Origin of the sequence: Streptomyces gobitricini (assembly GCF_039532985.1) — a bacterium.
Lineage (GTDB): Bacteria > Actinomycetota > Actinomycetes > Streptomycetales > Streptomycetaceae > Streptomyces > Streptomyces gobitricini.
Genome location: NZ_BAAASR010000018.1, coordinates 282,370 through 307,371 on the forward strand (window position 1 = coordinate 282,370; position 25,002 = coordinate 307,371).

The 25,002-nt window shown below is 74.1% G+C and carries 21 protein-coding genes and 1 pseudogene; 13 read left to right on the forward strand and 9 right to left on the reverse strand.

The window, feature by feature from the left end; all coding sequences use genetic code 11:
- Positions 1–23: 23 nt before the first annotated feature.
- The gene (locus ABD347_RS16685; protein WP_344362385.1) at positions 24–917 is read right to left on the reverse strand and encodes a RibD family protein; all 894 of its coding nucleotides are present in this window, start codon (positions 915–917) and stop codon (positions 24–26) included.
- Positions 914–1,675 carry a creatininase family protein gene (locus ABD347_RS16690; protein ID WP_344361834.1) on the reverse strand — a complete coding sequence of 254 codons (762 nt, stop codon included), beginning with the start codon at positions 1,673–1,675 and terminating at the stop codon, positions 914–916. Before ABD347_RS16690 ends, ABD347_RS16685 begins: the two co-directional genes overlap by 4 nt.
- Positions 1,676–1,742: 67 nt before the next feature.
- On the opposite strand from ABD347_RS16690, the gene ribA reads away from it, so the two are divergent.
- The 5 genes from ribA to ABD347_RS16715 all read left to right on the forward strand — a co-directional run bounded on the left by ribA (position 1,743) and on the right by ABD347_RS16715 (position 7,756).
- Positions 1,743–2,423 carry a GTP cyclohydrolase II gene (ribA, locus tag ABD347_RS16695; RefSeq protein ID WP_344361836.1) on the forward strand — a complete coding sequence of 227 codons (681 nt, stop codon included), beginning with the start codon at positions 1,743–1,745 and terminating at the stop codon, positions 2,421–2,423.
- A 175-nt stretch (positions 2,424–2,598) separates the two neighbouring features.
- Entirely contained in the window at positions 2,599–3,078 is a 480-nt protein-coding gene (locus ABD347_RS16700) for a hypothetical protein (RefSeq protein WP_344361838.1), read from the forward strand.
- 32 nt (positions 3,079–3,110) lie between these two features.
- Entirely contained in the window at positions 3,111–4,664 is a 1,554-nt protein-coding gene (locus tag ABD347_RS16705) for a DUF4331 domain-containing protein (RefSeq protein ID WP_344361840.1), read from the forward strand.
- A 93-nt stretch (positions 4,665–4,757) separates the two neighbouring features.
- Entirely contained in the window at positions 4,758–6,131 is a 1,374-nt protein-coding gene (locus ABD347_RS16710; RefSeq protein WP_344361842.1) for a tetratricopeptide repeat protein, read from the forward strand.
- Positions 6,128–7,756, forward strand: a complete 1,629-nt coding sequence (locus tag ABD347_RS16715; protein WP_344361845.1) for a HoxN/HupN/NixA family nickel/cobalt transporter — start codon at positions 6,128–6,130, stop codon at positions 7,754–7,756. Before ABD347_RS16710 ends, ABD347_RS16715 begins: the two co-directional genes overlap by 4 nt.
- Here the strand turns inward: ABD347_RS16715 and ABD347_RS16720 are convergent.
- The 3 genes from ABD347_RS16720 to ABD347_RS16730 all read right to left on the reverse strand — a co-directional run bounded on the left by ABD347_RS16720 (position 7,728) and on the right by ABD347_RS16730 (position 13,627).
- The gene (locus tag ABD347_RS16720; RefSeq protein WP_344362388.1) at positions 7,728–10,193 is read right to left on the reverse strand and encodes a SpoIIE family protein phosphatase; all 2,466 of its coding nucleotides are present in this window, start codon (positions 10,191–10,193) and stop codon (positions 7,728–7,730) included. The genes ABD347_RS16715 and ABD347_RS16720 overlap by 29 nt on opposite strands.
- Before the next feature lie 2 nt (positions 10,194–10,195).
- The gene (locus ABD347_RS16725; RefSeq protein ID WP_344361847.1) at positions 10,196–12,328 is read right to left on the reverse strand and encodes a SpoIIE family protein phosphatase; all 2,133 of its coding nucleotides are present in this window, start codon (positions 12,326–12,328) and stop codon (positions 10,196–10,198) included.
- Between the two features lie 78 nt (positions 12,329–12,406).
- Positions 12,407–13,627 (reverse strand): MFS transporter, encoded by a 1,221-nt coding sequence (locus tag ABD347_RS16730; protein ID WP_486388598.1) that lies wholly within the window; start codon positions 13,625–13,627, stop codon positions 12,407–12,409.
- Positions 13,628–14,072: 445 nt separating this feature from the next.
- On the opposite strand from ABD347_RS16730, the gene ABD347_RS16735 reads away from it, so the two are divergent.
- Positions 14,073–14,435 carry a transglycosylase family protein gene (locus ABD347_RS16735; protein WP_425575672.1) on the forward strand — a complete coding sequence of 121 codons (363 nt, stop codon included), beginning with the start codon at positions 14,073–14,075 and terminating at the stop codon, positions 14,433–14,435.
- Positions 14,436–14,532: 97 nt separating this feature from the next.
- Here ABD347_RS16735 and ABD347_RS16740 read toward each other — a convergent pair whose 3' ends face one another.
- Both ABD347_RS16740 and ABD347_RS16745 read right to left on the reverse strand, forming a co-directional pair.
- Complete coding sequence (locus ABD347_RS16740) at positions 14,533–15,822, reverse strand: ricin-type beta-trefoil lectin domain protein (protein ID WP_344361849.1); 1,290 nt, start codon at positions 15,820–15,822, stop codon at positions 14,533–14,535.
- A gap of 169 nt (positions 15,823–15,991) precedes the next feature.
- Positions 15,992–16,756: a LysR family substrate-binding domain-containing protein gene (locus ABD347_RS16745; protein WP_344361851.1), complete on the reverse strand. Its 765-nt coding sequence runs from the start codon at positions 16,754–16,756 to the stop codon at positions 15,992–15,994.
- 57 nt (positions 16,757–16,813) lie between these two features.
- Here ABD347_RS16745 and ABD347_RS16750 point away from each other — a divergent pair, with 57 nt between their 5' ends.
- Complete coding sequence (locus ABD347_RS16750) at positions 16,814–17,218, forward strand: DUF5997 family protein (RefSeq protein ID WP_344361853.1); 405 nt, start codon at positions 16,814–16,816, stop codon at positions 17,216–17,218.
- 133 nt (positions 17,219–17,351) lie between these two features.
- The gene (locus tag ABD347_RS16755; protein ID WP_344361855.1) at positions 17,352–17,837 is read left to right on the forward strand and encodes a CBS domain-containing protein; all 486 of its coding nucleotides are present in this window, start codon (positions 17,352–17,354) and stop codon (positions 17,835–17,837) included.
- Positions 17,838–17,891: 54 nt separating this feature from the next.
- Here ABD347_RS16755 and ABD347_RS16760 read toward each other — a convergent pair whose 3' ends face one another.
- Entirely contained in the window at positions 17,892–18,752 is an 861-nt protein-coding gene (locus ABD347_RS16760; RefSeq protein ID WP_344361857.1) for a UbiA family prenyltransferase, read from the reverse strand.
- Positions 18,753–18,856: 104 nt separating this feature from the next.
- Here ABD347_RS16760 and ABD347_RS16765 point away from each other — a divergent pair, with 104 nt between their 5' ends.
- Genes ABD347_RS16765 through ABD347_RS16780 form a run of 4 tightly spaced genes read left to right on the forward strand, consistent with a single transcriptional unit; the run spans position 18,857 to position 22,475 of the window.
- Complete coding sequence (locus ABD347_RS16765; protein ID WP_344361859.1) at positions 18,857–19,936, forward strand: type III polyketide synthase; 1,080 nt, start codon at positions 18,857–18,859, stop codon at positions 19,934–19,936.
- A 14-nt stretch (positions 19,937–19,950) separates the two neighbouring features.
- Positions 19,951–20,508, forward strand: coding sequence for an isoprenylcysteine carboxyl methyltransferase family protein (locus ABD347_RS16770; protein WP_344361861.1), 558 nt, complete (start codon positions 19,951–19,953; stop codon positions 20,506–20,508).
- Positions 20,505–21,527 carry an NAD(P)/FAD-dependent oxidoreductase gene (locus tag ABD347_RS16775; protein ID WP_344361862.1) on the forward strand — a complete coding sequence of 341 codons (1,023 nt, stop codon included), beginning with the start codon at positions 20,505–20,507 and terminating at the stop codon, positions 21,525–21,527. Before ABD347_RS16770 ends, ABD347_RS16775 begins: the two co-directional genes overlap by 4 nt.
- 48 nt (positions 21,528–21,575) lie before the next feature.
- Positions 21,576–22,475 (forward strand): oxygenase MpaB family protein, encoded by a 900-nt coding sequence (locus ABD347_RS16780; protein WP_344361863.1) that lies wholly within the window; start codon positions 21,576–21,578, stop codon positions 22,473–22,475.
- Positions 22,476–22,489: 14 nt separating this feature from the next.
- Here the strand turns inward: ABD347_RS16780 and ABD347_RS16785 are convergent.
- Positions 22,490–22,906: pseudogene (locus tag ABD347_RS16785) on the reverse strand (DoxX family protein); the annotation flags it as partial.
- A 159-nt stretch (positions 22,907–23,065) separates the two neighbouring features.
- On the opposite strand from ABD347_RS16785, the gene pgm reads away from it, so the two are divergent.
- Positions 23,066–24,706 (forward strand): phosphoglucomutase (alpha-D-glucose-1,6-bisphosphate-dependent), encoded by a 1,641-nt coding sequence (gene pgm, locus ABD347_RS16790; RefSeq protein ID WP_344361865.1) that lies wholly within the window; start codon positions 23,066–23,068, stop codon positions 24,704–24,706.
- Positions 24,707–25,002: the final 296 nt, after the last annotated feature.

The following is a 25,002-nucleotide window of genomic DNA, read 5'->3' on the forward strand; positions in this document are numbered from 1 at the left end:
TGACCGTGTCGGTGGTGTACGGCCTACTGAGCCTCGCGGCGAGCCTGCCCGGCGCCGGCGTGCTCGTGGCCGACTGGTTCACCGCGGTCCGGCGTGCGCCGCAGGTCGAGCTCGAACAGGGTGTCCTCGCCGAGGAGGACGCGCCGCGTGGGCGGACGGAGCGCGTCGCGCATCAACGCGGGGCCGGGGAAGGCGAGCCCGGGTACGCCGTCGCCCAGCAGGACCGGCGCCACGGTGATGTACAGCCGGTGCAGCGCGCCCTCGTGGAGGAAGCGCGACACGGTGCCCCCTCCGCCCTCCACGAGTACGCGGCCCAGTCCCCGGCGCGCGAGCTCCCGCACCAGGTTGCGGGGGGCGAACGCCGCGCGGTCGGGCAGAGTCAGGACGTCGACCCCGTCGCGGCCCGCCACCTCGCGCCCGCGCCCGCCGTCGGCGCCCACGACCCACAGGGTCGGCGCCGCGCCGTCGGTGAACACCCGGTGCCCCGGCGGCACACGACCGTGCGGGTCGAGCACGACGCGCACCGGGTCGGTCCCGGGACAGGCGCGTACGGTCAGCCGCGGATCGTCCGCGACGGCGGTGCCGGCGCCGACCACCACCGCGTCGGCGAGGGCGCGCATCCGGTGCAGGTGCGCGCGGTCCTCCTCCCCGGTGACGTAGTCGGCGTCACCCGTGCGGCTGGCGATGAACCCGTCGAGACTCTGGCCGAGCTGGGCGAAGGTGAGGCGAGGGCCGCCCAGGCACAGGGGCAGGTAACGGTCGGCCAGATCGTCCGCCTCGGGCGTGCCGTGCCGCCACCGCGTCCGGCCGTCCGGACCGGGGACCAGCCCGGCGGAACCGGCGTCCGCCACGGACCGGACGTCCCGCAGCCGTTCCCAGGCCTCGTCCGCGTCGACGACGCGGTGGTCACCGGTCACCGTACGCTCCGCCGGGAGTCCGGGGACAGAAGAGCGAGGTACTCACCGAAGGATCCGGCGAGGGCGACCAGCAATTCCCTCCCCTTCTCGGCCGACGCCCGGGAAGGCCGGCCTATGACTCCGGATTCCGTGTAGGCCCGCATACCGAGCGAGAGCAGGTGCTTGCGTTCGTCGGAGATCCAGTCGGAGGTCTCATAACCGGGCCGGACCAGTTCCGGATGGTCGTGCAGCAGAATGGAGGTCTCGACTTCACCGGCGTGCATGTCGCTGTGCGAGGGTGTCAGGACACCGGCTTTTCCTCTTGCCGCTTCCCAGTCGGCCGGGCCGGGGAACAAAGCCATTCGGATGCCGCTGCCGGCGGACTCCTGAACCACGTTGCGCAATACGTAATTCCCGCCGTGCCCATTGACCAGTACGAGGCCTTCGATACCGGACCGGCGGAGTGAACCGGCGATGTCCCGTACGACGGCGCAGAGCGTGGCGGCGGAGAGGCTGACGGTCCCCGGCCAGTCGGCGTGCTCGTGCGAGCAGGAGATCGTCACTGGTGGGAGCAGGTGCACGGGGTACGCGGCCGCGATCTCTCGGGCGATGGCGCAGGCTATGAGGGTGTCGGTCATCAGGGGGAGAAACGGGCCGTGCTGCTCGAAACTCCCTATGGGAAGGACCGCGACATCGGCGTGGGATCCGCCCGCATCCTCCGTTGTCGTCCCCAGCGGAAGCACACCCGATTGCGGTATCCGCGCTTGTGGAACTCTCATTTTCCCGCCCCTTTCGTCTCGTCAGTTTCCCACCCACTGCCGGAGGTTACCCGATACGATCGGGCCCATGATAGGTACCGATGATGTGCTCCGCGACACCGTTCTCCGGACCGGCGTCGAGCATGTGGTGAATGTGCAGTTGTCCACCGAGTTCGGCGCTTTTCTTGCCGCCGGCTATCTGGACCACGACGGGGGCGAGGAACAAATAGCCTTGGTGCACGGGGATATCGCGGGTGACGACGTCCTCACCCGTCTGCATTCCGAGTGCCTGACCGGGGACGTCTTCGGCTCCAGGCACTGCGAGTGCGGGGAGCAGCTCTCCGCGGCCCTGCGGGCGGTGGTGAGCGAGGGCCGGGGTGTCGTCGTCTACCTGCGGGGGCACGAGGGCCGGGGCATCGGGCTGCTGGCCAAGCTCCGCGCGATGCGGTTGCAGGCGGAGGGTCTGGACACCGTCGAGGCGAACCTGGCGCTCGGGCTTCCGGACGACGCCCGGGACTACCGGGGGGCGGCGGGGATCCTGCACGACCTCGGTGTGCGGTCCGTACGCCTGCTGTCCAACAACCCGCGCAAGCGGGAGGCGTTGCAGCGGTACGGGATCACGATCAGCGAGCAGGTGCCGCTGCTGATCCCGGCGCGCGCGGAGAACCTCTCCTACCAGGTGACGAAACGGGAGCGCCTCGGGCACCACCTCCCCCACCTGCCGGTGGAGGTGAGCCGCACGGCCGGACCGTCCTCGACGACGGGTTGAGACAAGCTCGCTCGCGCCGCGTACTGCCTGACGACGAAGGAACACACCGCGGTCCCCGGCACCCCCGGATCGCGACGGAAGGCATGTACCCCCCGCGAGGAGCACCGCCTTGTACGTTGACGACGACGAACCCCCGCGGACTCCGGGCGCGGAGCCCGGCCCCGCACAGTCGATCATGGAGTCTTTCCAGCGGGTGCTGGACGCCCTGGACGCCGCGCGCGCCGAACTCCACCACACCGGTGCGCTCAGCGCTCCCGCTCCACCGCGGGTGACGGTGGAACCGCTGTGGGCGCGCGACACGGCGCACCCGGAGCACACCCGGCCGGCCGAGCCGCCGAAGCGGCGCCGGGTGGGGGCGCGCGGGGCGAGCGCGGTGGGCGGGCTCCTCGTGGTGTCCTCACTGCTGGGCAGCGGCGCGTTGGCGTCCGGCGCCCCCGTGCCCGCCGGTCAGCCGGTCCGGCCGCCGCACGAGGACGTCCACGGCCCCATGGGCGGCGCCGGCCAGGACGGCCGCGAAGCGCCGAGGCGTACGTACCGCATCCCGCTGCTCCACCCGGGCGGTGGCGCCGGCGGGCAGCACACCGTCGAGGTCCGAGCCGTCGAGGTCCGGGCCGTCGCGGCCCGGTTCCAGGGTCCGCCGGCCCGGCCCCGATGAGGGCCCCGCACCGAACACAAAGGACGGACGAGATGACCGCAACCTCAACCACCGGAAGCGGACGGACGCCGCGGAGAAGGGGCGTCGCACTGCTCGCCTGTGGTGCGCTGGCCGCCGGCGCCCTGGCGGCCGCCGGGGTGGGTGTGCTGCAGCCGGAGACGGCGCGTGCCTCCAGCCACCGGGAGGCCCCCCTGATATCGGGGCAGCCGCAGTTCGACACCACTGACGTGTACGCGTTCGTCAGCCCCGACCATCCCGACTCGACGACGCTGGTGGCGAACTGGCTGCCGTTCCAGGAACCGGCGGGCGGGCCGAACTTCTTCCCGTTCGCCACCGACGCGCGTTACGACGTCCACATCGACAGCGACGGTGACGCGCGGGACGACCTGCTGTACCGGTTCACCTTCTCGGACCACCGCAAGAACGAGAACACCTTCCTCTACAACACCGGCCCCGTGGAGAGCCTGGACGACCCCGACCTCAACTTCACGCAGACGTACGACATCGAGTTGCAGCGCCTCAAGGACGGGAAGGTCGCCTCGCGCCACCGGCTGGCGGAGGACGTGCCGGTCGCGCCGTCCAACGTCGGCAAGGCGTCGATGCCCGACTACCAGAAGCTGCGCGACCAGGCGGTACGGAAGGTCCCCGGCGGGCTCAAGGCGTTCGCCGGCCAGGCCGACGACCCCTTCTTCCTCGATCTGCGGGTCTTCGACCTGCTGTACGGCGGTGACCTCTCGGAGGTGGGCGACGACACCCTGAAGGGGTACAACGTCAACACGATCGCGCTCCAGGTGCCGAGCTCGTACCTGCGGGAGTCCGAGAAGCAGCCGGTCATCGGCGTCTACGCGACGACCGAGCGGAAGAACGCCCACGGCGGCTGGACGCGTGTGTCACGGCTCGGGATGCCGCTGGTCAACGAGGTCGTCAACCCGGTCAAGGACAAGGACACGTTCAACGCCTCGTCGCCGGAGAACGACGGGGACTTCCTGAAGAACGTCACCGAACCCGAGCTGCCGAAGCTCATCGAGGGGATCTACAAGATCAAGGCACCGGCGGAGCCGCGCAACGATCTCGTCTCGGTGTTCCTGACCGGGGTCGAGGGCCTCAATCAGCAGCCGAACGGCAAGCCGTCGGAGATGCTGCGTCTCAACACCTCCATCAAGCCGGTGGCCGAGCCGAAGCGGCTGGGGGTGCTGGACGGTGACAACGCGGGCTTCCCCAACGGGCGGCGGCTGACCGACGACGTGCTGGACATCGCGTTGCAGACCGTCGAGGGCGAACTCGTCGGCGCGGAGAACGACCTCGGTGACGCCGTCGACGCCAACGACAAGGAGTTCGGCCGCACCTTCCCGTACGTCGCATTGCCCACCGCCGGTTCCGACGTCAAGGCGGCGGAGGCCTCCACCAAGGCGGACGCCACCGGGCTGACGGGCGGCGTCTCCTCACTCACCTCGTCGTGGGACGACAACACCGTGATGCTGGTGTCGGCGGCCTCGGGCGCCGTGTGCGTCCTGCTCGCCGGCTTCGCCAGGGCGATGTGGTCACGCACCCGCCGTCAGCCCGGACGCCGTTCCTGGCTCGGCTGACACCCCTCCCCCATGGACGGCCCGGCAGCGTTCCCTCCCCCCACGGCGCTGCCGGGCTCCCCACCTCCGGCGCAAACCAGGAAGGCACAACCGATGTTCGTACGGAAGCCGCAGCCCGCCCGCTGGGACGGGTGGCCGGGGCGGTGGCGGACCGCGGCGGTCATGGCGGTGGCCCTCGGGCTCACCGCCGGTTCGGTGGCGTCCGGCGCCGACGGCGACGGCGCCTCCCCACGGGCCGCACCGGCGCTCGCGGCGGTGGTACCGGTGGAGAAGCTGGCGGCCGGGGACCTCGCGCAGGGCATCGTCACCCTGCAGCAGCACCTCAAGGACCAGCCCCGGGACGCCACCGGATGGGCCACGCTGGGCGCGGCGTACGTCGAGCAGGCGCGCACCAGCGGGGATCCCACCCGGTACCCCCGGGCGGAGAAGGCGTTCGGGCGCTCGCTGGAGCTGCGCCCCGCCGCCGGGAACGACGCGGCACTCGCCGGCCAGGCGGCGCTCGCCGCCGCGCGGCACGACTTCGACGCGGCGCTGAGCCGCGCGGACCGGGCGCTGCGGGCGAACCCGTACAGCGAGCGGGCCCTGGCCACCCGGGTCGACGCCCTCGTCGAACTCGGCCGCTACGACGCGGCGCTGGACGCGGCTCGGCTCGCCGACCGGCGGCGCCCCGGCATCCCCGTGTTCACCCGGTACGCGTACGTCCTGGAGCTGCGCGGCGACGTGAACGGTGCACGCCGGGTGCTGCTGCGGGCGCTGGACTCCGCGTACACCTCCGCCGACGTGGCGTACGTCGCCACCGCCCTGGGTCACCTCGCCTGGAGTCGGGGCCGGTTCACGGAGTCGGCGGGACACTACGCGACCGCGCTGCGCGCCGATCCCGGGCTCGTGGCGGCACGGGAGGGGCGGGGTCGTGTCCGCGCCGCGCTGGGGGACACGAAGCGTGCGGTGAGCGACCTCGAAGAGGTGGTGCGGCGGCACCCGCTGCCGGGACAGCTCGCCGCACTCGGTGAGCTGTACGAGGCGCTGGGCCGGCGCGACCGCGCCGAGGAGCAGTACGCGCTCATCGGGACCTGGTCACGGCTCGCCCGGGCGAACGGGGTCGCCACCGATCTGGAATCCGCCCTCGCCGAGGCGGACCACGGCGACGCCGGCGAGGCGCTGAAGGCGGCACGCGCCGAATGGTCCCGCCGCCACAGCGTCCACACCGCCGACGCGCTGGCCTGGGCGCTGCACACCAACGGCAAGCACGCCGAGGCGCTGACGTACGCGAAGAAGGCGGCCGCCCTGTCCCCCGGCTACCGCGACGCCTCGTTCCTCTTCCACCGGGGCATGATCGAGCGCGCCCTCGGCGACGACGCGGCGGCACGCCGTGACCTGCGTACCGCACTCGCTCTGAACCCGGCCTTCTCTGCGACCGGAGCCCGTGATGCGAAGGCCGCCCTTTCCGCCCTCCAGGGGGAGTCATGACTCGCCGCACGGCCGCCTGCGCCCTGGCGACCCTGCTGACCGGCGCGGCCCTGGCCCTGCTCCCCGCCCAGGCCGCCCGGGCCCACCCGCTGGGCGACTTCACCGTCAGCCAGTACGACGGTCTGGTCGTCGCCCCGGGGAGGCTGACCGTGGACCATGTGGAGGACCTGGCCGAGATCCCGGCCTCCCAGGAACGCGGGCGCGTCGACACCGACCGGGACGACCGGCTCACTCCCGCCGAACTGTCGGCCTGGGCCGGGGCCCGGTGCGCCACGGCGGCGAGAGGCGCGCGGCTCGTCGTCGGCGGCGGGGACACGCGCCCCGTGACGGTCGCCGGAGCGAAGGCCGAGGAGCGGCCCGGCCAGGCGGGGTTGCGGACGCTGCGCGTGACGTGCGCGCTGACAGCGGCGCTGCCGCGCGAGGAGAACGCCCGCATCGGTTACGCACCGGCCGCCGTGGCGGCCGGCCCCGGCTGGCGCGAGATCACCGCCCGGGGCGACCGGACGACCCTGGCCGCGACGGGCGTGCCCGGCGAGTCGGTGTCCCGGCGGCTCACCGCCTACCCCGAGGACCTGCTCTCCTCGCCGCCCGACGCCAGTTCGGCCGCCTTCACCGTGCGTTCCGGCGGGCCGGCACTGACCGGGCCGGACGAGGCGGCCGGCGGCTCCCCGGCGCCGGGGGTGCTCCCGAGGGGCGCGGACCGCTGGGCACAGGCGCTCACCGGACTGGTGGCCCGGCACGAACTGACCGTGGGGTTCGCGCTGCTGGCGCTCGGCGCGTCGGTGCTGCTGGGCGCCATGCACGCGATGGCCCCGGGACACGGCAAGGCCATGATGGCCGCCGCGGCAGCGGCGGGCGGCCGCCGTTCGGCGCGCGACATGCTGGCCCTCGGGGCCTCGGTGACCCTGACCCACACCCTGGGCGTCTTCGCCCTCGGGGCCCTGATCACGGCCGGGTCGGCCGCGGCGCCCACGGTGGTGTCCTGGCTGGGCATCACGAGCGGCACGCTGGTGGCCGTGGCGGGCGGGTTGCTGCTGCGGCGGGCCTGGCGCCGGCGCCATCAGGTCCACGCGCACGGTCACAGCCACGGACACCCGCACGGACACGCCCACGGGCACGGGCACGGGCATTCGCACGGACAGCCGGAGGGCAATCCGCACGACCAGGACCCGGACGACCCCCACGCCCCCGCCCACGCCCCCGCCCACACTCATGACGACCACGGACACGGCCATGCCCTCTCCCCCTCACCCTCCCCCTCTCTCTCCCACTCCCATGTCCCGCCCGCACCCGGCCTGCGCGGCGTGATCCTCATGGGCCTGGCCGGCGGGCTGGTCCCCAGTCCGTCGGCCGTCGTCGTACTGATCGGGGCCGCCGCCCTCGGTCAGGCGTGGTTCGGCCTCCTGCTCGTCCTGGCGTACGGCGCCGGCGTCGCGCTCACCCTCGCGGGTGCCGCGTTCGCCGTGGTGCGGCTGCGGGCGACCACCGAGCGGCGGCTGGTGCGCCGGCCGCGGGGCCGGATCGTGGCGCTGGCGTACCGCGTGGCGCCCCTCGGCACGGCCACCGTCGTCCTGGCGCTGGGGTGCGGCCTGGTGCTCAGAGGCGCGGTGACCGCTCTTGCCTGACGGCGGGCAGCGCCTGCTCGGTCCAGATGGTCTTGCCTTCGCGGGTGTACCGGGTCCCCCAGCGCTCGGTGAGCTGGGCCACCAGGAACAGTCCCCGGCCGCCCTCGTCGGTGCTGCGGGCCCGGCGCAGGTGCGGCGAGGTGCTGCTGGTGTCGGACACCTCGCAGATGAGGTGACGGTCCCGAATGAGCCGCAGGGTGATGGGACCGCCGCCGTACCGGAAGGCGTTGGTGACCAGCTCGCTGACGATGAGTTCGGTGGTGAAGCGCAGCTCGTCGAGCCCCCATGCGGTGAGCCGGGACGCTGCCAGGGACCGGGCGCGGGCGGCCGCGGTCGCCTCCGCGGACAGCTCCCAGGTGGTCACCTTCTCCTCGGCCAGGACACGGGTACGGGCGACGAGCAGGGCGACGTCGTCGGTGGGGTGGTCGTACAGCAGTGCCGCGCGCACCGCCCCGCAGGTCTCCTCCAGGGCGCGGGCCGGCCCGGTGAGCGCGGCGCACAGATCGGCCACGCGCTCGTCGACGTCCCGTTCGTCGGTGCCCCGGTCGCCCGCCTGGACGAGGCCGTCGGTGTAGAGGGCGAGGAGGCTGCCTTCGGCGAGGCTCAGTTCGGCGGACTCGTACGGCAGGCCGCCCAGCCCCAGGGGTGGGCCGGCGGGCAGGTCGAGCAGGCGTGCCCGCCCGTCCGGGGTGACGAGCGCGGGCGGCGGGTGTCCCGCGCGGGCGAGGGCGCAGTGCTGGGACACGGGGTCGTAGACGGCGTACAGGCAGGTGGCGCCGACGACCTGACGGGAGAGGTCGTCGGTGGGCTCCTGCTCGGCGGCCAGCCGGTCCACGAGGTCGTCGAGATGGGAGAGCACCTCGTCGGGTGTGAGGTCGAGGTTGGCCAGGGTGTGGACGGCGGCCCGCAGCCGGCCCATGGTGGCCGCGGCGTGGATGCCGTGGCCGACCACGTCCCCGACGACGAGGGCGACACGGAGCCCGGAGAGCGGGATGACGTCGAACCAGTCCCCGCCTACGCCGGCCGCGGCGTCGGCCGGAAGGTAGAGGTGGGCGACCTCGACCGCCGGGTGCCGGGGCACCGTGTGCGGGAGGAGGCTGTGCTGGAGGGTGAGCGCCGTCTGGTGCTGCTGGGTGTAGCGGCGGGCGTTGTCGATGCAGACGGCGGCGCGGGAGGCGAACTCCTCGGCGAGCGTGACGTCGTCCTCCTCGAACGGTTCGAGCCGCCGGGACCGCCACAGGCTGAGCAGGCCGAGCACGAGGCCCCGTGCGACCAGCGGCACGACCAGCAGGGAGTGGGTGTCCGGGCCGGGGGCGGGCCCTGTCCGCTCCGGTTCCATGGACAGGGACGCCGCCGGGCCCTGCGGACCGGAGTCCAGGACCGGTTTCCGCTCGGCGAGGCACCGGGCCTGGACCGTCCCCGGCGGGACGTCCATCGTGCGGCCCGCCGGGTGCATCAGGTCCGCCACCTCCGGCGGTACGGTGAGGACGGCCGCCCGGCGCAGTGGTCCGGTCATGTCCTGGAGGGGTTCTTCGCCCCGGGTCACGGGTTCCAGCAGGTCCACCGAGACCCGGTCGGCGAGGTCCGGAGCGGCCACGCGGGCCAGTTCCCGCGCCGTCTCCGTGACGTCCAGGGTGGTGCCGATACGGGCGCTGGCCTCGTTGAGCAGGGCGAGCCGGCGGCGGGCGCGGTGCCGGTCGGTCACGTCCTCGATCGTCTGGGTCACGCCGAGGATCCGCCCGGCGGGGTCGTGCATCCGGAAGGCCGACACGGACACGACCAGTTCGCGGCCGGGATCCCGGCGCAGTACGCAGGGCTGCTCGGCGAACACGGAGGACCGGCCCGTCTCCAGTACCTCCCGCAGCTGGCCCTCGACCGTGTCGGTGTCGCGCTGGATCAGGAAGTCGCTGAGGCGCAGCCCGCGGTGCTGTTCGACCGGCATCCCGCTGAACTTCGCGATCGCCCGGTTGACCCGGAGGATGGTCAGGTCCGGCGCGTGGACGGACAGGCCGATGGGTGAGCGGCCGAACAGGCCGTCCAGGACCGAGCGGTCCGTCTCCCACTGGATCACCTCGTCCGCGGGGGCGCCGACGAGGAACCACTCGCGGTGGCCACCGTCCCGGACGATGGCGCGGACCCGGCACCCCACCTCGACCCGTCGGCCGTCGCGGTGCCGCAGGGGCACGACCCCGAACCAGCCCCCGCCGCGTACGCAGGCGGCGACGGCCTCCATGACGACGCGCTCGTCGCGCGGCTCGACCAGGAGTCCGGCCGCGTGCCGCCCCAGCGTCTCCTCGGCCGGGTAGCCGAGGAGCGCTTCGGCCCGCTCGCTCCAGCCGACGACGGCGCCGCGGTCGTCCAGCACGGCCGAGGCGGAGCGCCGGACGGCGAACGGGTCTTCGGGACCCTCACTGAACGCCGTCACCGGTCCGTCCATCGTCACCACCCCCGCACCTTGTGTTCGGAATGGTGCGGGTGGTCGTGACCGGCTGTTCGGCCCGTCGGCGCGCCGGGGGTCCGTCCCGCCCGGGCGAGGAGCACCGCCACGTCGTCCTGCGCCGCGACGGGCAGCAGCCTGCCGAGGAGGCGGTCGCAGATCTCGTCCAGTGGGCGTTCGGGGTGGCGCAGTGACCCGGCGAGCTGTTCCATGCCCTGGTCGAGGTCCCGGTCGCGGGCCTCGATGAGGCCGTCGGTGTAGAGCACGAGGAGGCTGCCGGGGCCCAGCGGCACGTGTTCGGTCCGGAAGTCCCGCACCCCCGTCCCCAGGGGCGTACCGGGTGGGCCGTCCAGGAAGGTGACCGCTCCCCGGGCGTCGGTCACGGCGGGCGGTGGGTGTCCCGCCCGGGCGATCACGCATTCCCCGGTGGCCGGGTCGTGGACGGCGTAGACGCAGGTGGCCATCTCGTTGTCGCCGAGATCGGCCACGGCGGCGTCCAGGGAGACCAGCATGCGGGCCGGTGGGACGTCGTGGCGCGCCAGGGTGCGTACCGCCGTGCGGAGCTGTCCCATGACGGCTGCCGCGTGGATCCCGTGCCCCATGACGTCCCCGATGACCAGGCCCGTCCGGCCGCGCGGCAGGGCGATGGCGTCGAACCAGTCGCCGCCGACCTCGTGGTCGCTGGCGGGAAGGTAGCGCCCGGTGAGCTCCAGGCCGGCCACGTCCGGCAGCGCGCTGCTGGTCAGGCTGCGCTGGAGGGTGAGCGCCGCCTCGCGCTGGCTCGTGTACATGAGCGCGTTGTCGATGTTGAGCGCCGCCCGGGCGACGAGTTCGTCGATGAGCACGCAGTCCTGATCGTCGAACGGCTCCCGGCTGCGGGTGCGCGTCACCACCACGGCGCCGAGGACCTTGCCACGGGCGACCAGCGGGACCAGGCGCGCCGAGCCGAGGCGGGTGCCGAGGTAGGTGCGCAGGCGCTCTTCGCGGGGATCCGTGACCAGCGCGGGGATGTCCGTCTGGTACAGGTTGATGGGGCGTCCCTCGGCGATGACCCGCTCGTACACCGACCCGGGTGGTATCCGGTAGGTCAGGCCGGCGGCCAGTGCCTCGGCCGGGGCGGCGGGGTCGTTGAAGGTGATGGCGACCCGGCGGACGACTCCGTGGGTCGACGCGGTGGCCTCGTCCGGTTCCAGGACTTCTTCGCGCAGGTGTACGTCGGCGGAGTCGGCGAGCCGGGGAACGAGGACGTGGCCCACCTCTTCGGCGGTCCGCCGCAGGTCCAGGGTGGTGCCGATCCGGGTGCCCGCCTCCGCCAGCAGGGCGAAGCGGTGGCGTGCCCGCTCGGCCTCGACCTGCGCCCGCTGGCCGTCGGTGATGTCGATCAGCGAGGCGACGACGCCCAGCCGCCGGCCGGCGCCGTCGAGCAGCGGCGCGTAGGAGCAGGACCAGGTCCGTTCCCGTCCCGGGTCTGCCGGGGTGTGGCCGGTGCGGCGGACGTCGACGACCGCCTCGCCCCGTTCCAGGACCTGCCGCATCACCGCCTCCAGCGCGGCGGCGTTGATGCCCGGGGCGACTTCGCCGAGGCGTTTGCCCAGGTGGTCGCGGGCCGGGACGCCGTTCATCCGGGCGAGCGCCTCGTTGACCCGCAGGAAACGCAGGTCGGGGCCGAGGAGGGCGAGGCCGATGGGTGACTGGCTGAAGAGTCCTTGCAGTGCGGCGAGCGAGTCGCGCATGTGCAGGACCTCGGAGGTCTCGACGGCGATGACCAGGATGCCCGTCCGGCCCCGCCGGTCGGCGGCCGGGCAGATCCACATCTCCATCGGCACGAGGTGGCCGTCGCGGTGCCGTACCGGGAGCGTGGCGACGACGGCGTCGCCGGCCCGGACCCTCCGGGCCAGTCGCTCGGCCAGTTCCCAGTGGGCCTCGGGGACGAGTACGGGCTTGGCGTGCCTGCCGAGGATCTCCGTCGGCGGATGGCCCAGCACGTCCCGCGCGGCCAGCGACCACTCGACGACATGACCGTCGGCGTCGGTCCGCCACAGCGCGATCGGCAGCAGGTCGCGGAGCACTCCCGCGTACCCCGCCGCGATCAGGGGCTGGTCCGGTGCACCACTGTTCGACTCGTGCGTGTCCAATGTGATGACCTCACCACCGAGGCGTGACGCCGGCTCATGGGCTCACATACTGAAAAATCATCCTATCCGAGGCGCCGGTCACCGCGAGTCGTCACGTGGCGCTCGTACGAGGTGGAGCGCGGTGGCCGCGGCGAGGAGGGTCGCACAGGCGGTGAACGTCAGCCCGGCACGTTCCAGGCCGAGCCACATCGTGAGGGCCCCGACGCCGACGACCGGCAGGGAGATGCCCGTGTAGGCGACGACGAAGAACGAGGAGACGGTGGCCGCCCGGTGCGCGGGGGGCGCCGCGTCCCCCACGGCGGTCAGGGCGGCACGGAAGGCGAGGCCCTGGCCGAGCCCGCCGCAGACGGCGCCGCCCACCAGCAGCGCCAGGGACCCGGCCCACAGGGAGGCGCCCACCAGGAGGAGACCGCCCACCAGTACGAGGCATCCCAGCGGCAGGGCGGTCCGTACCGGGACCCGCCCCGTCAGCGACTGGCCGGCGGTGGAGGAGAGGAACACCGAGAAGACCACCAGCCCCGATACGGCCAGGTTGCCGATGCCGAGGGTGTGGGAGACGAAGCTCGGCGCCACGGCCGTGAACAGGCCGAGGAGTGAGAACCCGGCGAAGGCGGCGAGGGCGGAGGGCGTGAAGACGCCCCGGACCCGTGCGGGCACGTACAGACCCCGCGGCCTCGGCCGGACCCTCGGCCGTGCGTCCGGGACGGTCTCCGGCAGGAGCAGGACGATCACGCAGGCCCCGGCCACGAGCGCGAGGTGGGCCAGGAACGGCAGGGACAGCGGCAGGGGGGCGTACTGCGCGAGCAGCCCCGACAGCAGCGGACCACAGCCCAGGCCGCCCATGTTCGCGGCCGTTGCGGCGAGACTCGCGCGGGACTTCCGCCCCGGCGCCGCCAGCTCCAGCACGGTGACCGTACCCGCCCCGCTCAGCAGACCGGCGGAGAACCCCGACAGCACCCGGCCGGCGAAGAGGGCGGGCAGGCCGCCTTCGAGCAGGAAGCACACCGCGCTCGCGGCGGCGAACCCCAGCGCGCACAGCAGGACCGGGCGCCGCCCCGCCACGTCGGAGTGGTTGCCGGCCAGCAGCAGGGTGAGGATCACTCCCACCGCGTAGGAGGCGAAGACGACCGTCACCATCAGCTCGGAGAACCCCAGCTCCCGGCGGTACAGGCCGTACAGCGGGGTGGGGAGCGTCGTCCCGGCCATACCGATGGCGAAGACCGCGGCCGCCGCCAGGTGGCCGGGGCGCCTCTTACGCCGGGGGCGGCCGCGCCGGGGCAGGAAGGACATGCGGATCATGCGATCACAGTAGGAAGGGGAGGCGGCCGTTCCCGTGGACCCGCGCGTACGAATCGCCGCACGGGATTACCGCGGGGGCCCGGCACTCTCCGGGCCGACGCTTCCGGCGGCGACGGGCCTGCCGAGCGTGCCGAGCCTGGTCCTGGTCGGGGCGGTCGCCCCCGGCCACCCGCTGTCGACCGCGGAGACGCGGCCCGGCTGCCGCGCGACGACCTCCACGCGGCCCGGTCCCGCGCCGGCGCCCGGAGCCGGGGGAACGCGTCACGGAGTACGCGACCCGGCCGGGCGGTGACCGGCCGTCAGGCCCCGCCGGTACGACGGCCCGCGCGGCCCGTGGACCCGATGGGCGCAACACCGCGTGCCGCGTGCGGCACCGGACCCTACGGTCGTAGTCACCCGGCCGGCCCCTTGCCAGGGGTGGGCACGACCGACCCGAAGGGACCTGATGCACCGTCACACCAGCTGGACCGGCAGCGGACGCACCCTCGGCGGGCTCACCGCGGCGGCGTTGTGCGCCTCCGCCGCCCTGATGCTCGTCGCCCCCGCCGCCCAGGCCGCCGCGCCACGCCCTGGCGGACACGTGGACTGGAACGCCATCGCGAAGTGCGAGTCCAACGGCGACTGGGACGCCAACACCGGCAACGGACATTACGGCGGCCTGCAGTTCAAGCAGTCCAGCTGGGTGGCCGCGGGCGGCCTCCGGTACGCGCCGCGGGCGGACCTGGCCACCAAGGCCGAGCAGATCGCCACGGCCCGGAGGCTCGCGGCGATGCAGGGCATGGGCGCCTGGGCGTGCGCCCGGCGCTGAGGTGCACGGGAGCGCCCACCGTCGGCGCTCCCGCTCAGAGGTCGCGGCAGGCGACCCGCCAGGTGGCGGCTGGGGCGAGAGCGAACAACGTCCGTGATCAGCGAGTGACGGTCCACTTCTGGTTGGCGGCGCCGGTGCACGTCCATATCTGCAGCCGGGTGCCGTTGGCGGTGGCGCCTCCCGTGGCGTCGAGGCATTTGTCCGCCCGGGGGTTGACGATGTCCCGGGCCGCGGGAACGGCCCACTGCTGTGCGGCGGTGCCGTTGCAGTCCCACAGCTGGACGGGCGTGCCGTCGGCCGTGCCGCCCGAGGTCACGTCCAGGCACTTGCCGAGCGCGCGGATGGTGCCGTCGGAGCCGACGGTCCAGTGCTGCGCGGCGGTGCCGTTGCAGTCGTAGAGCTGTACGGGCGTGCCGTTGGCGCTGTTGGCGCCGGCCACGTCCACGCACTTGCCGCCGGTGCCGGTGATGGGGCCGCCGCCCGGCTGAGCGCCGCCGCTGGTGACCCGGACGTAGTCGACCAGGAGTTGCTGGGGGAAGACGGTGCTGCCGTCGGGGTCCCCCGGCCAGTAGCCGCCGACTGCGAGGTTGAGGATGAGGAAGAAGGGCTTGTCGAAGACCCACTGCTTTCCGCCGAGGTCGGCCGGGGTGCGCCGTTGGTACACGGTGCCGTCGACGGACCAGGTGATGGCGCCCGGGCTCCAGTCGACGGCGAAGGTGTGGAACGCGTCGGCGAACGCCTGGCCGCCGGGCAGGGTATACCCGGCGCCGATGCCGCCGGAGCCGGAGTAGCCGGGGCCGTGGAGGGTGCCGTGGACGGTGGACGGTTCGAAGCCCACGTTCTCCATGACGTCGATCTCGCCCGAGGCGGGCCAGCCGACCTGACCGATGTCGTTGCCCAGCATCCAGAACGCGGGCCACATGCCCTGCCCGCGCGGGACCTTCATCCGGGCCTCGACCCGGCCGTAGGTGGTGGTGAACCGCCCGGCGGTGTTGAGCCGCGCGGAGGTGTACTCGCACCGCCCGTACCAGCACTGGTAGTCGCCCGGGTTCTCGCGGCGGGCGGTGATGACCAGGTTGCCCCGGCCGTCCAGGGCGGCGTTGCGGTTGCCGGCGGTGTAGTACTGCCGCTCGTGGTTGTTGACGTTGTCGCCGGTCTCGGTCTGCCACTTCGCGCCGTCGACGGCGGAGCCGGCGGGTCCGTCGAAGTCGTCGGAGAACGTCACGGCGGTGGGAGCGGCCACGGCGGCCGCCGGCGCGGGCACCAGGGCCGGAGCCGGGGCAGGGGCAGGGGCAGGGGCAGGGGCGAGTCCGGTGGAGAGTGCCGCGAGGGTGAGGAGGGGGGTGAGGGGCAGCAGCAGACGCCGGAGGAACCGTGGGGAGTCCATGACTCTCCCTTCCTGGGAATGACGGGTCCTGGGAATGACGGGCCATCATGACGCGCACATGACAAGCAAAGGCCCGAGTCCAGCCGATCAGGGGTTAGTTCACTCCGTGATTCAAGAAGTGAGCGAACCCCCTGTCAAGGGTTTGGTACGGACCACTCGCCCCGTCAGGTCACGAACGGCGCCGGGGCTTGCCCCGCTTGCCGCCCTTGGGGGCGCCGGAGCCGCCGCGCGGGCTCTTGGCCGCCGGCCGGCCGGCCCCGGCGGGCTTCCGCCGGGCGGCACCGCTCTTGTCGGGGCGCTCGCCCGAGGAACGGGCGGGGGCCTGGGGCCCGCGCGTGCTGTTGACGGTCCTCCCGCGCACGATCCCGATGAAGTGCTCCACCAGATCGGTGGTCCGGTCCTCCGGCCACGACAGCGCCACGCGCGACTGCGGGACGTCCGTCACCGTGCGGTAGGTGAGGTCCTTGCGGTGGTGCAGGCGCGCCAGCGACTGGGGGACGACCAGCAGTCCGATGCCCGCCGCCACCAGCTCGACGGCGTCCGCCGTCGTGGCGGGACGCTCCATCGCCTCCAGCCCCGGCGGACGCTCCCAGCCGAGGGTGTCGTCCAGCGGGTGCAGGACGACGTCGTCGGCCAGGTCCTCGGCGGACACCTCGTCCACCGCCGCCACGAGATGGTCCTTCGGGATCACGACCACCGTCGCCTCGGTGTACAGGGGGATGGCGCTGAGGTCCGCGCGGTCGATGGGCAGCCGCACCAGACCCGCGTCGACGTCGCCGGCCCGCAGCATGCCGGCCGCATCGGCGGCGGGCACCTGCACAAGGGTCAGCGGGACGTCGGGCAGCCGCTCGTTCCAGATGCGCACCCACTTGGTCGGCGTCACACCCGGGACGTAGGCGAGCCGGAACGAAGGGGATGCATCCGAGCCTGTCACCCCGCCAGGTTACCGGGCGTGGTCGGAGGTCGTGCACACGCTCGATACCCTTGACACATGAAGTCGCACCAGACCACCCAGACGATGAAGCCCGCCACGGCGGCGAAGAAGCTGGGTGTGTACCTCGAGGCCACCCCCGCCGAGTTCCAGGAGGGTGTCGTCTCGCGAGCCGAGCTCACCGCGCTCCAGGCCGATCCGCCCGAGTGGCTGCGCGAGCTGCGCCGCGACGGCCCGCACCCCCGGTCCGTCGTCGCGGCCCGGCTCGGCGTCTCCATCTCCGGCCTCGCGCGGGGCGGCATCACCGACCCCCTCACCACGGAGCAGATCGAGGCGCTGAAGGCGGAGAGCCCCGAGTGGCTGGTGCGTGAGCGCACGGTCCAGGCCGAGGTCCGCAAGGAAGCGGTACGGATCAAGGAGCAGAAGGCGGAACGCGCCGCGCAACCGCACCCCCCGCGCGCCTGACGCGTCCGGGCGGGACCTCGTCCGGCCGGGCCCCGGCCGGGCAGGACCCCGGGCCCCCGACAGGCGTGGCTCGGCCGCCGGGCCTAGGTTGGAGTCGTGGAGGCGTCCCGTCCCCGTGGTGAGGTGGGCCAACATGCGTGCCTACGATCTGGCTGAGCCCTATCCGTACGTCACTACGGACGACGACGCCCTCGACGCGGCCCGGCTGCTGGCCGAGAACTCCCTGCCGGCCCTGCTGGTGCTGGACACGGACGGCCTGCCGCACGCCATCGTCCCCGGCTCCCAGCTCCTGCGGCAGCTGGTCCCGTCGTACGCGATCGACGACCCGCTCCTCGCCTCCTCCGTCGGCGACCGGGTCGACGCGGAGATCACCGAGCGGCTGGCCGGTCTCACGGTCGCCGAATGGGTGCCGCGCCGGCTCTTCCCGCCCCCGTACGCCGGGCCCGACGCCACGCCGATGGAGGTGGCGGCACTGATGGCCCGCACACACAGTCCGCTGGTCGCGGTGGTCGAACGCGACGGCAGCGGCCGGGTGCAGCTTCTGGGCACCGTGACCGCCGCCCGCCTGGTCAGGTACTTCCTCGTCCGGCTCGGGCAACCGGGGACCGACGAGGGGTGAGCCCGCCCCCCGGACGCCCGGCCCGCACGCGCCGCCGGCGCTCCGGCACCGGCGTCAGGTGATCCCGGCGCCCCGCCACACCAGCAGCACCACGTCGATGCCCGCCACCACGATGGCCGCGGCGAACGGCACCCGGGTCCGGCGGCGGCCGAGCAGGGCACCCACCACGGCCGTCACCACGGCCGTCACCACCGCCGCCGCACTCACAGGGCCGGAGCCGCCCGGCCGCGGCCCGGCGAGGGCCAGGAGCAGGGAGGCGGCCACCAGCGGCACCGGCAGCAGCAGGCGCACCCGCGCCGGACCGAGGCGCTGCGGCCACCCGCGTACCCCCACGGTCAGGTCGTGGCCGATGTCCGGGAGGACATTGCCCAGGTGCGCGCCCACCCCGACCAGCGCCCCCGCGACGACCACCCACCAGGCCGGCCACGGGCTGCCCGGCAGGCTCAGCGTGACGAAGGCGGGCAGGGCGGCGAATCCGAGCGCGTACGGCAGCCAGGAGAGGACCGTGACCTTCAGGCCCAGGTTGTAGGCCCACGCGGCGCCCACACCGGCGAGGTGCACACCCCCCGCGAGCGGGCCGCAGGCGAGGGACAGCGGTACGGCGAGCACCAGCGCCACGCCGGCCGCGCCCCGGACGGTCGCCTCGCCGACGGCTCCGGACACCACCGGTTTGCCGTGCCGCCCGGTGGCCCGGTCCCGCGCGGCGTCCACGGCGTCGTTGCACCAGCCGACCGACAGCTGGCCCGCCAGCACGGCGGCGGCGACCACGAGAGAGCCCCGCCCGTCGTGCCCGGCGGCCGCCGCCAGCACCGTCACCAGCACGGTGACCGCCGCGGCCGGGCCGGGGTGACAGGCCGTCAGCAGGCCGCCGACGGCACCGGCACGAGCCGGGACGGGCTGTTCGGTGACGTCCACGGGCCGAGCGTAGGCGGCCACGGCGCCCAACGGGCGAACATGCGGTACGGCGACACGGCACGAGGGCACACATGGGTGACCGATGTCCCCGTCCTGGAGCGCCGATGACCCGGATCGCAGCCGTGCACGGAGTCCTGCCGCCGCACCGGCACACCCAGCGGGACCTCGCCGACATGGCGGCCCGGCACTGCCTGCCGGAGGGGGCCGACCGGCGCGCGCTCGACCGGCTGCACGAGGGCACCGGGGTGCGCTCGCGCCACACGGCGCTCCCGCTGGACCGGTACGGGGAGCTGGACGGCTTCGGCGCGGCCAACGACGCGTTCATCGCCGGCGCCGTGGAGCTGGGCGCCGAGGCGGTCGCGGGAGCACTGCGCGCGGCGGGTCTGTCCGCGCGGGACGTGGACCTGCTGGTCTTCACGTCGGTGACCGGCATCGCGGCGCCGTCCGTGGACGCCCTGCTCGTGGGTCCGCTCGGGCTGCGGCCGGACGTCAGACGGCTGCCGGTCTTCGGCCTGGGGTGCGTGGCCGGTGCGGCCGGGCTCTCCCGCCTGCACGACTACCTGCTGGGGAGGCCGGACGACGTCGCCGTGCTGCTCTCCGTGGAGCTGTGCTCGCTGACCCTCCAGCGGGGTGTCACCTCACCGGCCCAGCTGATCGCGACCGCGCTCTTCGGTGACGGCGCCGCGGCCGTCGTCGCGTGCGGTGCCCGGCGGCAGCCGGCCACGACGGCCGGCGGTGGTGCCGGCGGCGGTGGGCCGAGCGTGGTGGCCGGGCGCAGCCGTCTGTACCCGGACACCGAGCGGCTGCTGGGCTGGGACGTCACCGGTTCGGGCTTCCGTGTCGTCCTCGATCCCGCCGTGCCGGACCTGGTGCGCAAGAACCTCGCCGCCGACGTCGACGGCTTCCTCGCCGACCACGGCCTGAGCCGCCGTGACGTGACGGCGTGGGTGAGTCACGCCGGCGGCCCCAAGGTCCTGGACGCGGTCGCGGAGGCGCTCGACCTGCCGGACGGTGCCCTCGACGTCAGCAGGCGCTCGCTCGCGGACGTCGGCAACCTCTCGTCGGCCTCCGTGCTGCACGTCCTGCGCGACACCCTGGCCGCGGCCCCGCCGCCGGGAACCCCCGGGGTACTGCTCGCCATGGGCCCGGGCTTCTGCACCGAACTGGTCCTGCTGCGCTGGTAGAACGGGAGAGTCACGTGGTCTGGTACGTCCTGCTGGTCCTGGTCGTCGGCGTGGAGCGGCTCGTCGAGCTGGTCGTCGCCCGTCGCCACACGCGCTGGAGTCTCGCCCGGGGCGCGGTGGAGTGGGGGCGGGGGCACTATCCCGTGATGGTGGTGCTCCATACCGGTCTCCTCGTCGGGTGTCTGGCGGAAGTGCGGGCGCTGGACCGGCCGTTCCACCCGGCGCTCGGCTGGACCATGCTGGCCCTGGTGGTCGCGGCGCAGGGGCTGCGGTGGTGGTGCGTGCGGACGCTGGGGCCGCGCTGGAACACCCGTGTGCTCGTGGTGCCCGGGCTGCCGCTGGTGTCCGGCGGGCCCTACCGGTGGCTGCGGCACCCGAACTACGTGGCGGTGGTGGCCGAGGGCATCGCCCTGCCGCTGGCGCACGGCGCGTGGCTGACGGCCGTGCTGTTCACGGTGGCCAACGCCGCGCTGCTCGTGGTGCGGATCCGCTGCGAGGAGGCGGCGCTCGGCGGGTCGCCGGACGCCGCCGGCACACCGGTGCCGAGCGGGGCGGGGGGCGCGGCCCGGTGATCGACCTACTGGTGGCGGGCGGCGGGCCTGCCGGTCTGGCCACGGCGATCCACGCGGCGCTGAGCGGTATGGAGGCCGTCGTGGTCGAGCCGCGTCCCGGACCGGTGGACAAGGCGTGCGGCGAGGGGGTCATGCCGGGCGGGGTGCTGTCCCTCGCCGCGCTCGGCGTCGCCCCGGCCGGTCACCCGCTGCGCGGCATCCGGTACGTGGACGGTCCGCACCGGGCCGAGGCCGGGTTCCGGGACGGCACCGGGCTGGGCGTGCGGCGGACCGTCCTGAGCGACGCGCTGGCCCGGCGGGCCGCGGACCTGGGTGTGCGGTTCCTGACCGGCAGGGTCGACGGCGTACGGCAGGGCACGGACGCGGTGACCGCGGCGGGGCTGCGGGCGCGGTGGCTCGTCGCGGCGGACGGCCTGCACTCCCCCGTCCGCCACGCCCTCGGCCTGGAGCTGCCGGACCGGCGGCCCCGGCGGTTCGGGCTGCGGCGGCACTACCGGACGGCGCCGTGGTCGGACTTCGTGGAGGTGCACTGGTCGGGGACGGGGAACGGCGAGGCGTATGTGACGCCGGTCGCGGACGACCTCGTCGGGGTGGCCTTCCTGAGCACGGCGAGGCGTCCGTACGACGTGCACCTGGGCCACTTCCCCGAGCTGGCGGCCCGTCTGGACCCGGGAGCGACGGTGAGCGCGGTGCGGGGGGCCGGGCCGCTGCGGCAGCGGGTGCGGGCCAGGGTGGCCGGCCGGGTGCTGCTCGTCGGGGACGCGGCCGGGTACGTGGACGCGCTGACCGGCGAGGGCGTGTCGCTGGCGCTGGCGTCGGCGGAGGCGGCGGTGCGGTGCCTGCGGGCGGGGCGGCCCGGGGCGTACGAGCGGGAGTGGCGGCGGCTGTCGCGCCGGCACCGGCTGCTGACCGGGGCTTTGGTGCGGGTCGGCTGCCGGCGGGACACGGCGCGGCTGGTCGTTCCGGCGGCCGCCCGGATGCCCCCGGTGTTCGCCGCGGCCGTGCACGCCCTGCAGTGACCCGCCGGACCCGCCCGGCGCCCCGTGCGGCGGGCGGATACTGGCTGCATGGACACTCTTCGGGGGCGTCTGGGCCGCAGTCTGTTCACCCGTGTCGCGGGGCCCGCCGGCCCGGTCAACCGCGCCCGGATACACGGCACGCCGGGACCGCGCTGGTTCGGCCCCGAGCGGCCGATCAGGACCGTCCACGGCGACGCCTCGATGTTCATCGGCGGGCTGCGGGCGCTGCTGCTGCAGTCGCTGCACCCGCTGGCGATGGCGGCGGTGGCCGCTCATTCCGGCTACCGGGGCGACCCGTGGGGGCGGCTCCAGCGCACCAGCACGTTCCTCGCCGTGACGACGTACGGCACCGCGGACGACGCGCGGCGGGCGGTGGAGCGGGTACGGGCGGTGCACGAGCGCGTGCGCGGGACCACCGCCGCCGGAGAGCCCTACCACGCCGCCGACCCGCACCTGCTGGCCTGGGTGCACGTGGCCGAGGTCGACAGTTTCCTCACCGCCCACCAGCGCTACGGCGCCCATCCGCTGGACGCCGCCGGCTGCGACGCGTACGTCGCCGACACCGCGCGCGTGGCGGCCGCCCTCGGGGTCGTCGATCCCCCGCGTGACCTGGCCGCGCTGGCCGGCCGGCTGGAGGCGTACCGTCCGGAACTGCGCGCGACGCGGGAGGCGCGGGAGGCGGCCCGGTTCATCCTGCTGCGCCCGCCCCTGCCGTGGATCGCCCGGCCCCCGTACGCCGTCCTCGCCGCGAACGCGGTCGCCACCCTGCCGCCGTGGGCGCGGCGGCCGCTCGGCGTGCCGCGTCTCCCGGGGGTCGAGGAGACCGTCGTCCGGGCGTCCGGGCACGCGCTGACCAGGACGATCCGGTGGGCGATGACGCCTCCCCCGCCGGCCGGCGAAGGTCCAGCTGGCGAAGGTCCGGCCGGCGAAGGTCCGGCCGGCCGCTAACCGGCGTTGCTCACACGGTGGGCGAGGGACGGCTTGCCGTGCGTGTCGGCGGCAGCGATCAGCAGGCCGCCCAGCAGGGAGAGGTTCTTGAAGAACTGGATCCGCTGGCGCGCCCGTTCCTCCGGGTCCTCCTCCGTCCAGTAGGCGTGTCCGGCGAGGGTCGTCGGGACCAGGCCGGCGGCCAGGGCGAGCGCGGACAGCCGCGGCAGGCGGCCGGTGGCGAAGAGCAGGCCCGCACCGACCTGGACGGCGCTGTTGACGCGTACCAGTCGCGCGGGATCGTCGGGCAGTGCCGTTATCCGTGCCGTGAGGGGCCGGGTGACCGGTTCGGCCGCCGGGGCCACGGCCCCGGGGTCGCGCAAGGTGCGCAGCCCTCCGGTGAGGAACGTGGAGGCCAGCAGCGGACGTGCCAACTTTCGGTAAATCGCCATGCGACGCGGGTGCCCTGCGCCGGGCTGGGCATGCCCCTCGGGAACGCCCTCGCGGAGCCGTCCGGAGGGGCAGTCGTGTGAAACACGATCGACGGGCGATCATCGCTCTTGCACTGATCGCACCAACGGGATTCCCGACCGACATGGAGGAGTGGACGGATGCCGAACGAGCGCGCGGGGCGGCCGGCGCGGCCGGAGGACCTCATCGATGTGGCCCGGCTGGTGACCGCGTACTACGCCCTGCACCCCGACCCGGCGGAACCGGCTCAGCGGGTCGCCTTCGGGACGTCCGGGCACCGCGGGTCCTCGCTCAACGGTGCCTTCAACGAGGACCACATCGCGGCGACGAGCCAGGCGATCTGCGAGTACCGGTCCGGGCAGGGCATCGACGGGCCGCTGTTCCTCGGGGCGGACACCCACGCGCTGTCGGAGCCGGCCCGGGTGACCGCCGTCGAGGTCTTCGCCGCCAACGGCGTGACCGTCCTCATCGACGCGGCCGACGGGTACACGCCCACCCCCGCGGTGTCGCACGCCATCCTGACCCACAACCGGGGGCGCGCCTCCGGGCGGGCCGACGGCGTGGTGGTCACGCCCTCGCACAACCCGCCGGCCGACGGCGGGTTCAAGTACAACCCGCCGAACGGCGGGCCGGCCGGCTCGGAGGCGACCGGCTGGATCCAGGAGCGGGCCAACGAGATCATGGCGGGCGGCCTGAAGGACGTTCGGCGGCTGACCTACGCCCGGGCGCTGGCGGCGCCGACCACGGGGCGGTACGACTTCCTCGGTTCGTACGTGGCCGACCTGCCGTCGGTGCTGGACCTGGACGCCGTGCGCTCGGCGGGGATCCGGATCGGGGCGGACCCGCTGGGCGGCGCGTCGGTCGCGTACTGGGGCCGGATCGCGGAGGAGCACCGGCTCGACCTGACGGTGGTGAACCCGGAAACCGACCCCACCTGGCGGTTCATGACCCTGGACTGGGACGGGAAGATCCGGATGGACTGCTCGTCCCCGTACGCGATGGCGTCGTTGATCGAGGCACGGGACCGGTACCGGATCGCCACGGGCAACGACGCGGACGCCGACCGGCACGGCATCGTCACCCCCGACGGCGGCCTGATGAACCCCAATCACTATCTCGCCGCCGCCATCGCCTACCTGTACCGCCACCGTGAGCAGTGGCCGGCCGGCGCGGGCGTCGGCAAGACCCTGGTGTCGTCCGGCATGATCGACCGGGTGGCCGCCGACCTCGGGCGGCGACTGGTCGAAGTGCCCGTCGGTTTCAAGTGGTTCGTGGACGGGCTGGCAGACGGGTCGCTCGGCTTCGGCGGTGAGGAGTCCGCCGGCGCGTCCTTCCTCCGCCGGGACGGATCGGTGTGGACCACCGACAAGGACGGCATCGTCCTGGCGCTGCTGGCGTCCGAGATGCTGGCCGTGACGGGCCGCACGCCGAGCGAGCAGTACGCCTCGCTCACCGCCCGGTTCGGAGAGCCGTCGTACGCCCGGGTCGACGCGCCCGCGAGCCGTGAGGAGAAGGCCGTCCTGGGCCGTCTCTCCCCGTCCCAGGTGACGGCCGACACCCTCGCCGGGGAGCCGGTCACCGGCGTGCTCACCGAGGCGCCGGGGAACGGGGCGGCCATCGGCGGCATCAAGGTGACCACCGACAACGCCTGGTTCGCGGCCCGGCCCTCGGGTACCGAGGACGTCTACAAGGTGTACGCGGAATCGTTCCTGGGCCCCGACCACCTGGCCCGTGTACAGGAGGAGGCCAGGTCGGTCGTGTCGGCCGCGCTGAACGGCTGAACCCTCCGTCCCCGACAGCCCTGTCCCGGTCGGTGGCTCTTCGCGAGCCACCGGCCGAACCGCGCCTGAACGCCCATAAGTGGCCGAATTACCCTCCTCGCCGCTTCCGCAACATCGCGCCGCCTCCAGCCGGTTGGCTGCCGACAGCGCCTCTTTTCCGCAGCGAGCCCGGACCAAATACCACGTCCTGAAGTCGGAAGCAACCTCTCCGTTACCCGACTTGGCTGGTTATGATCGGCACCCGCACGCGTCACCGCAGCCGGTCCGGCCGTCCCCCACGCCCTCACCCTGGGCTG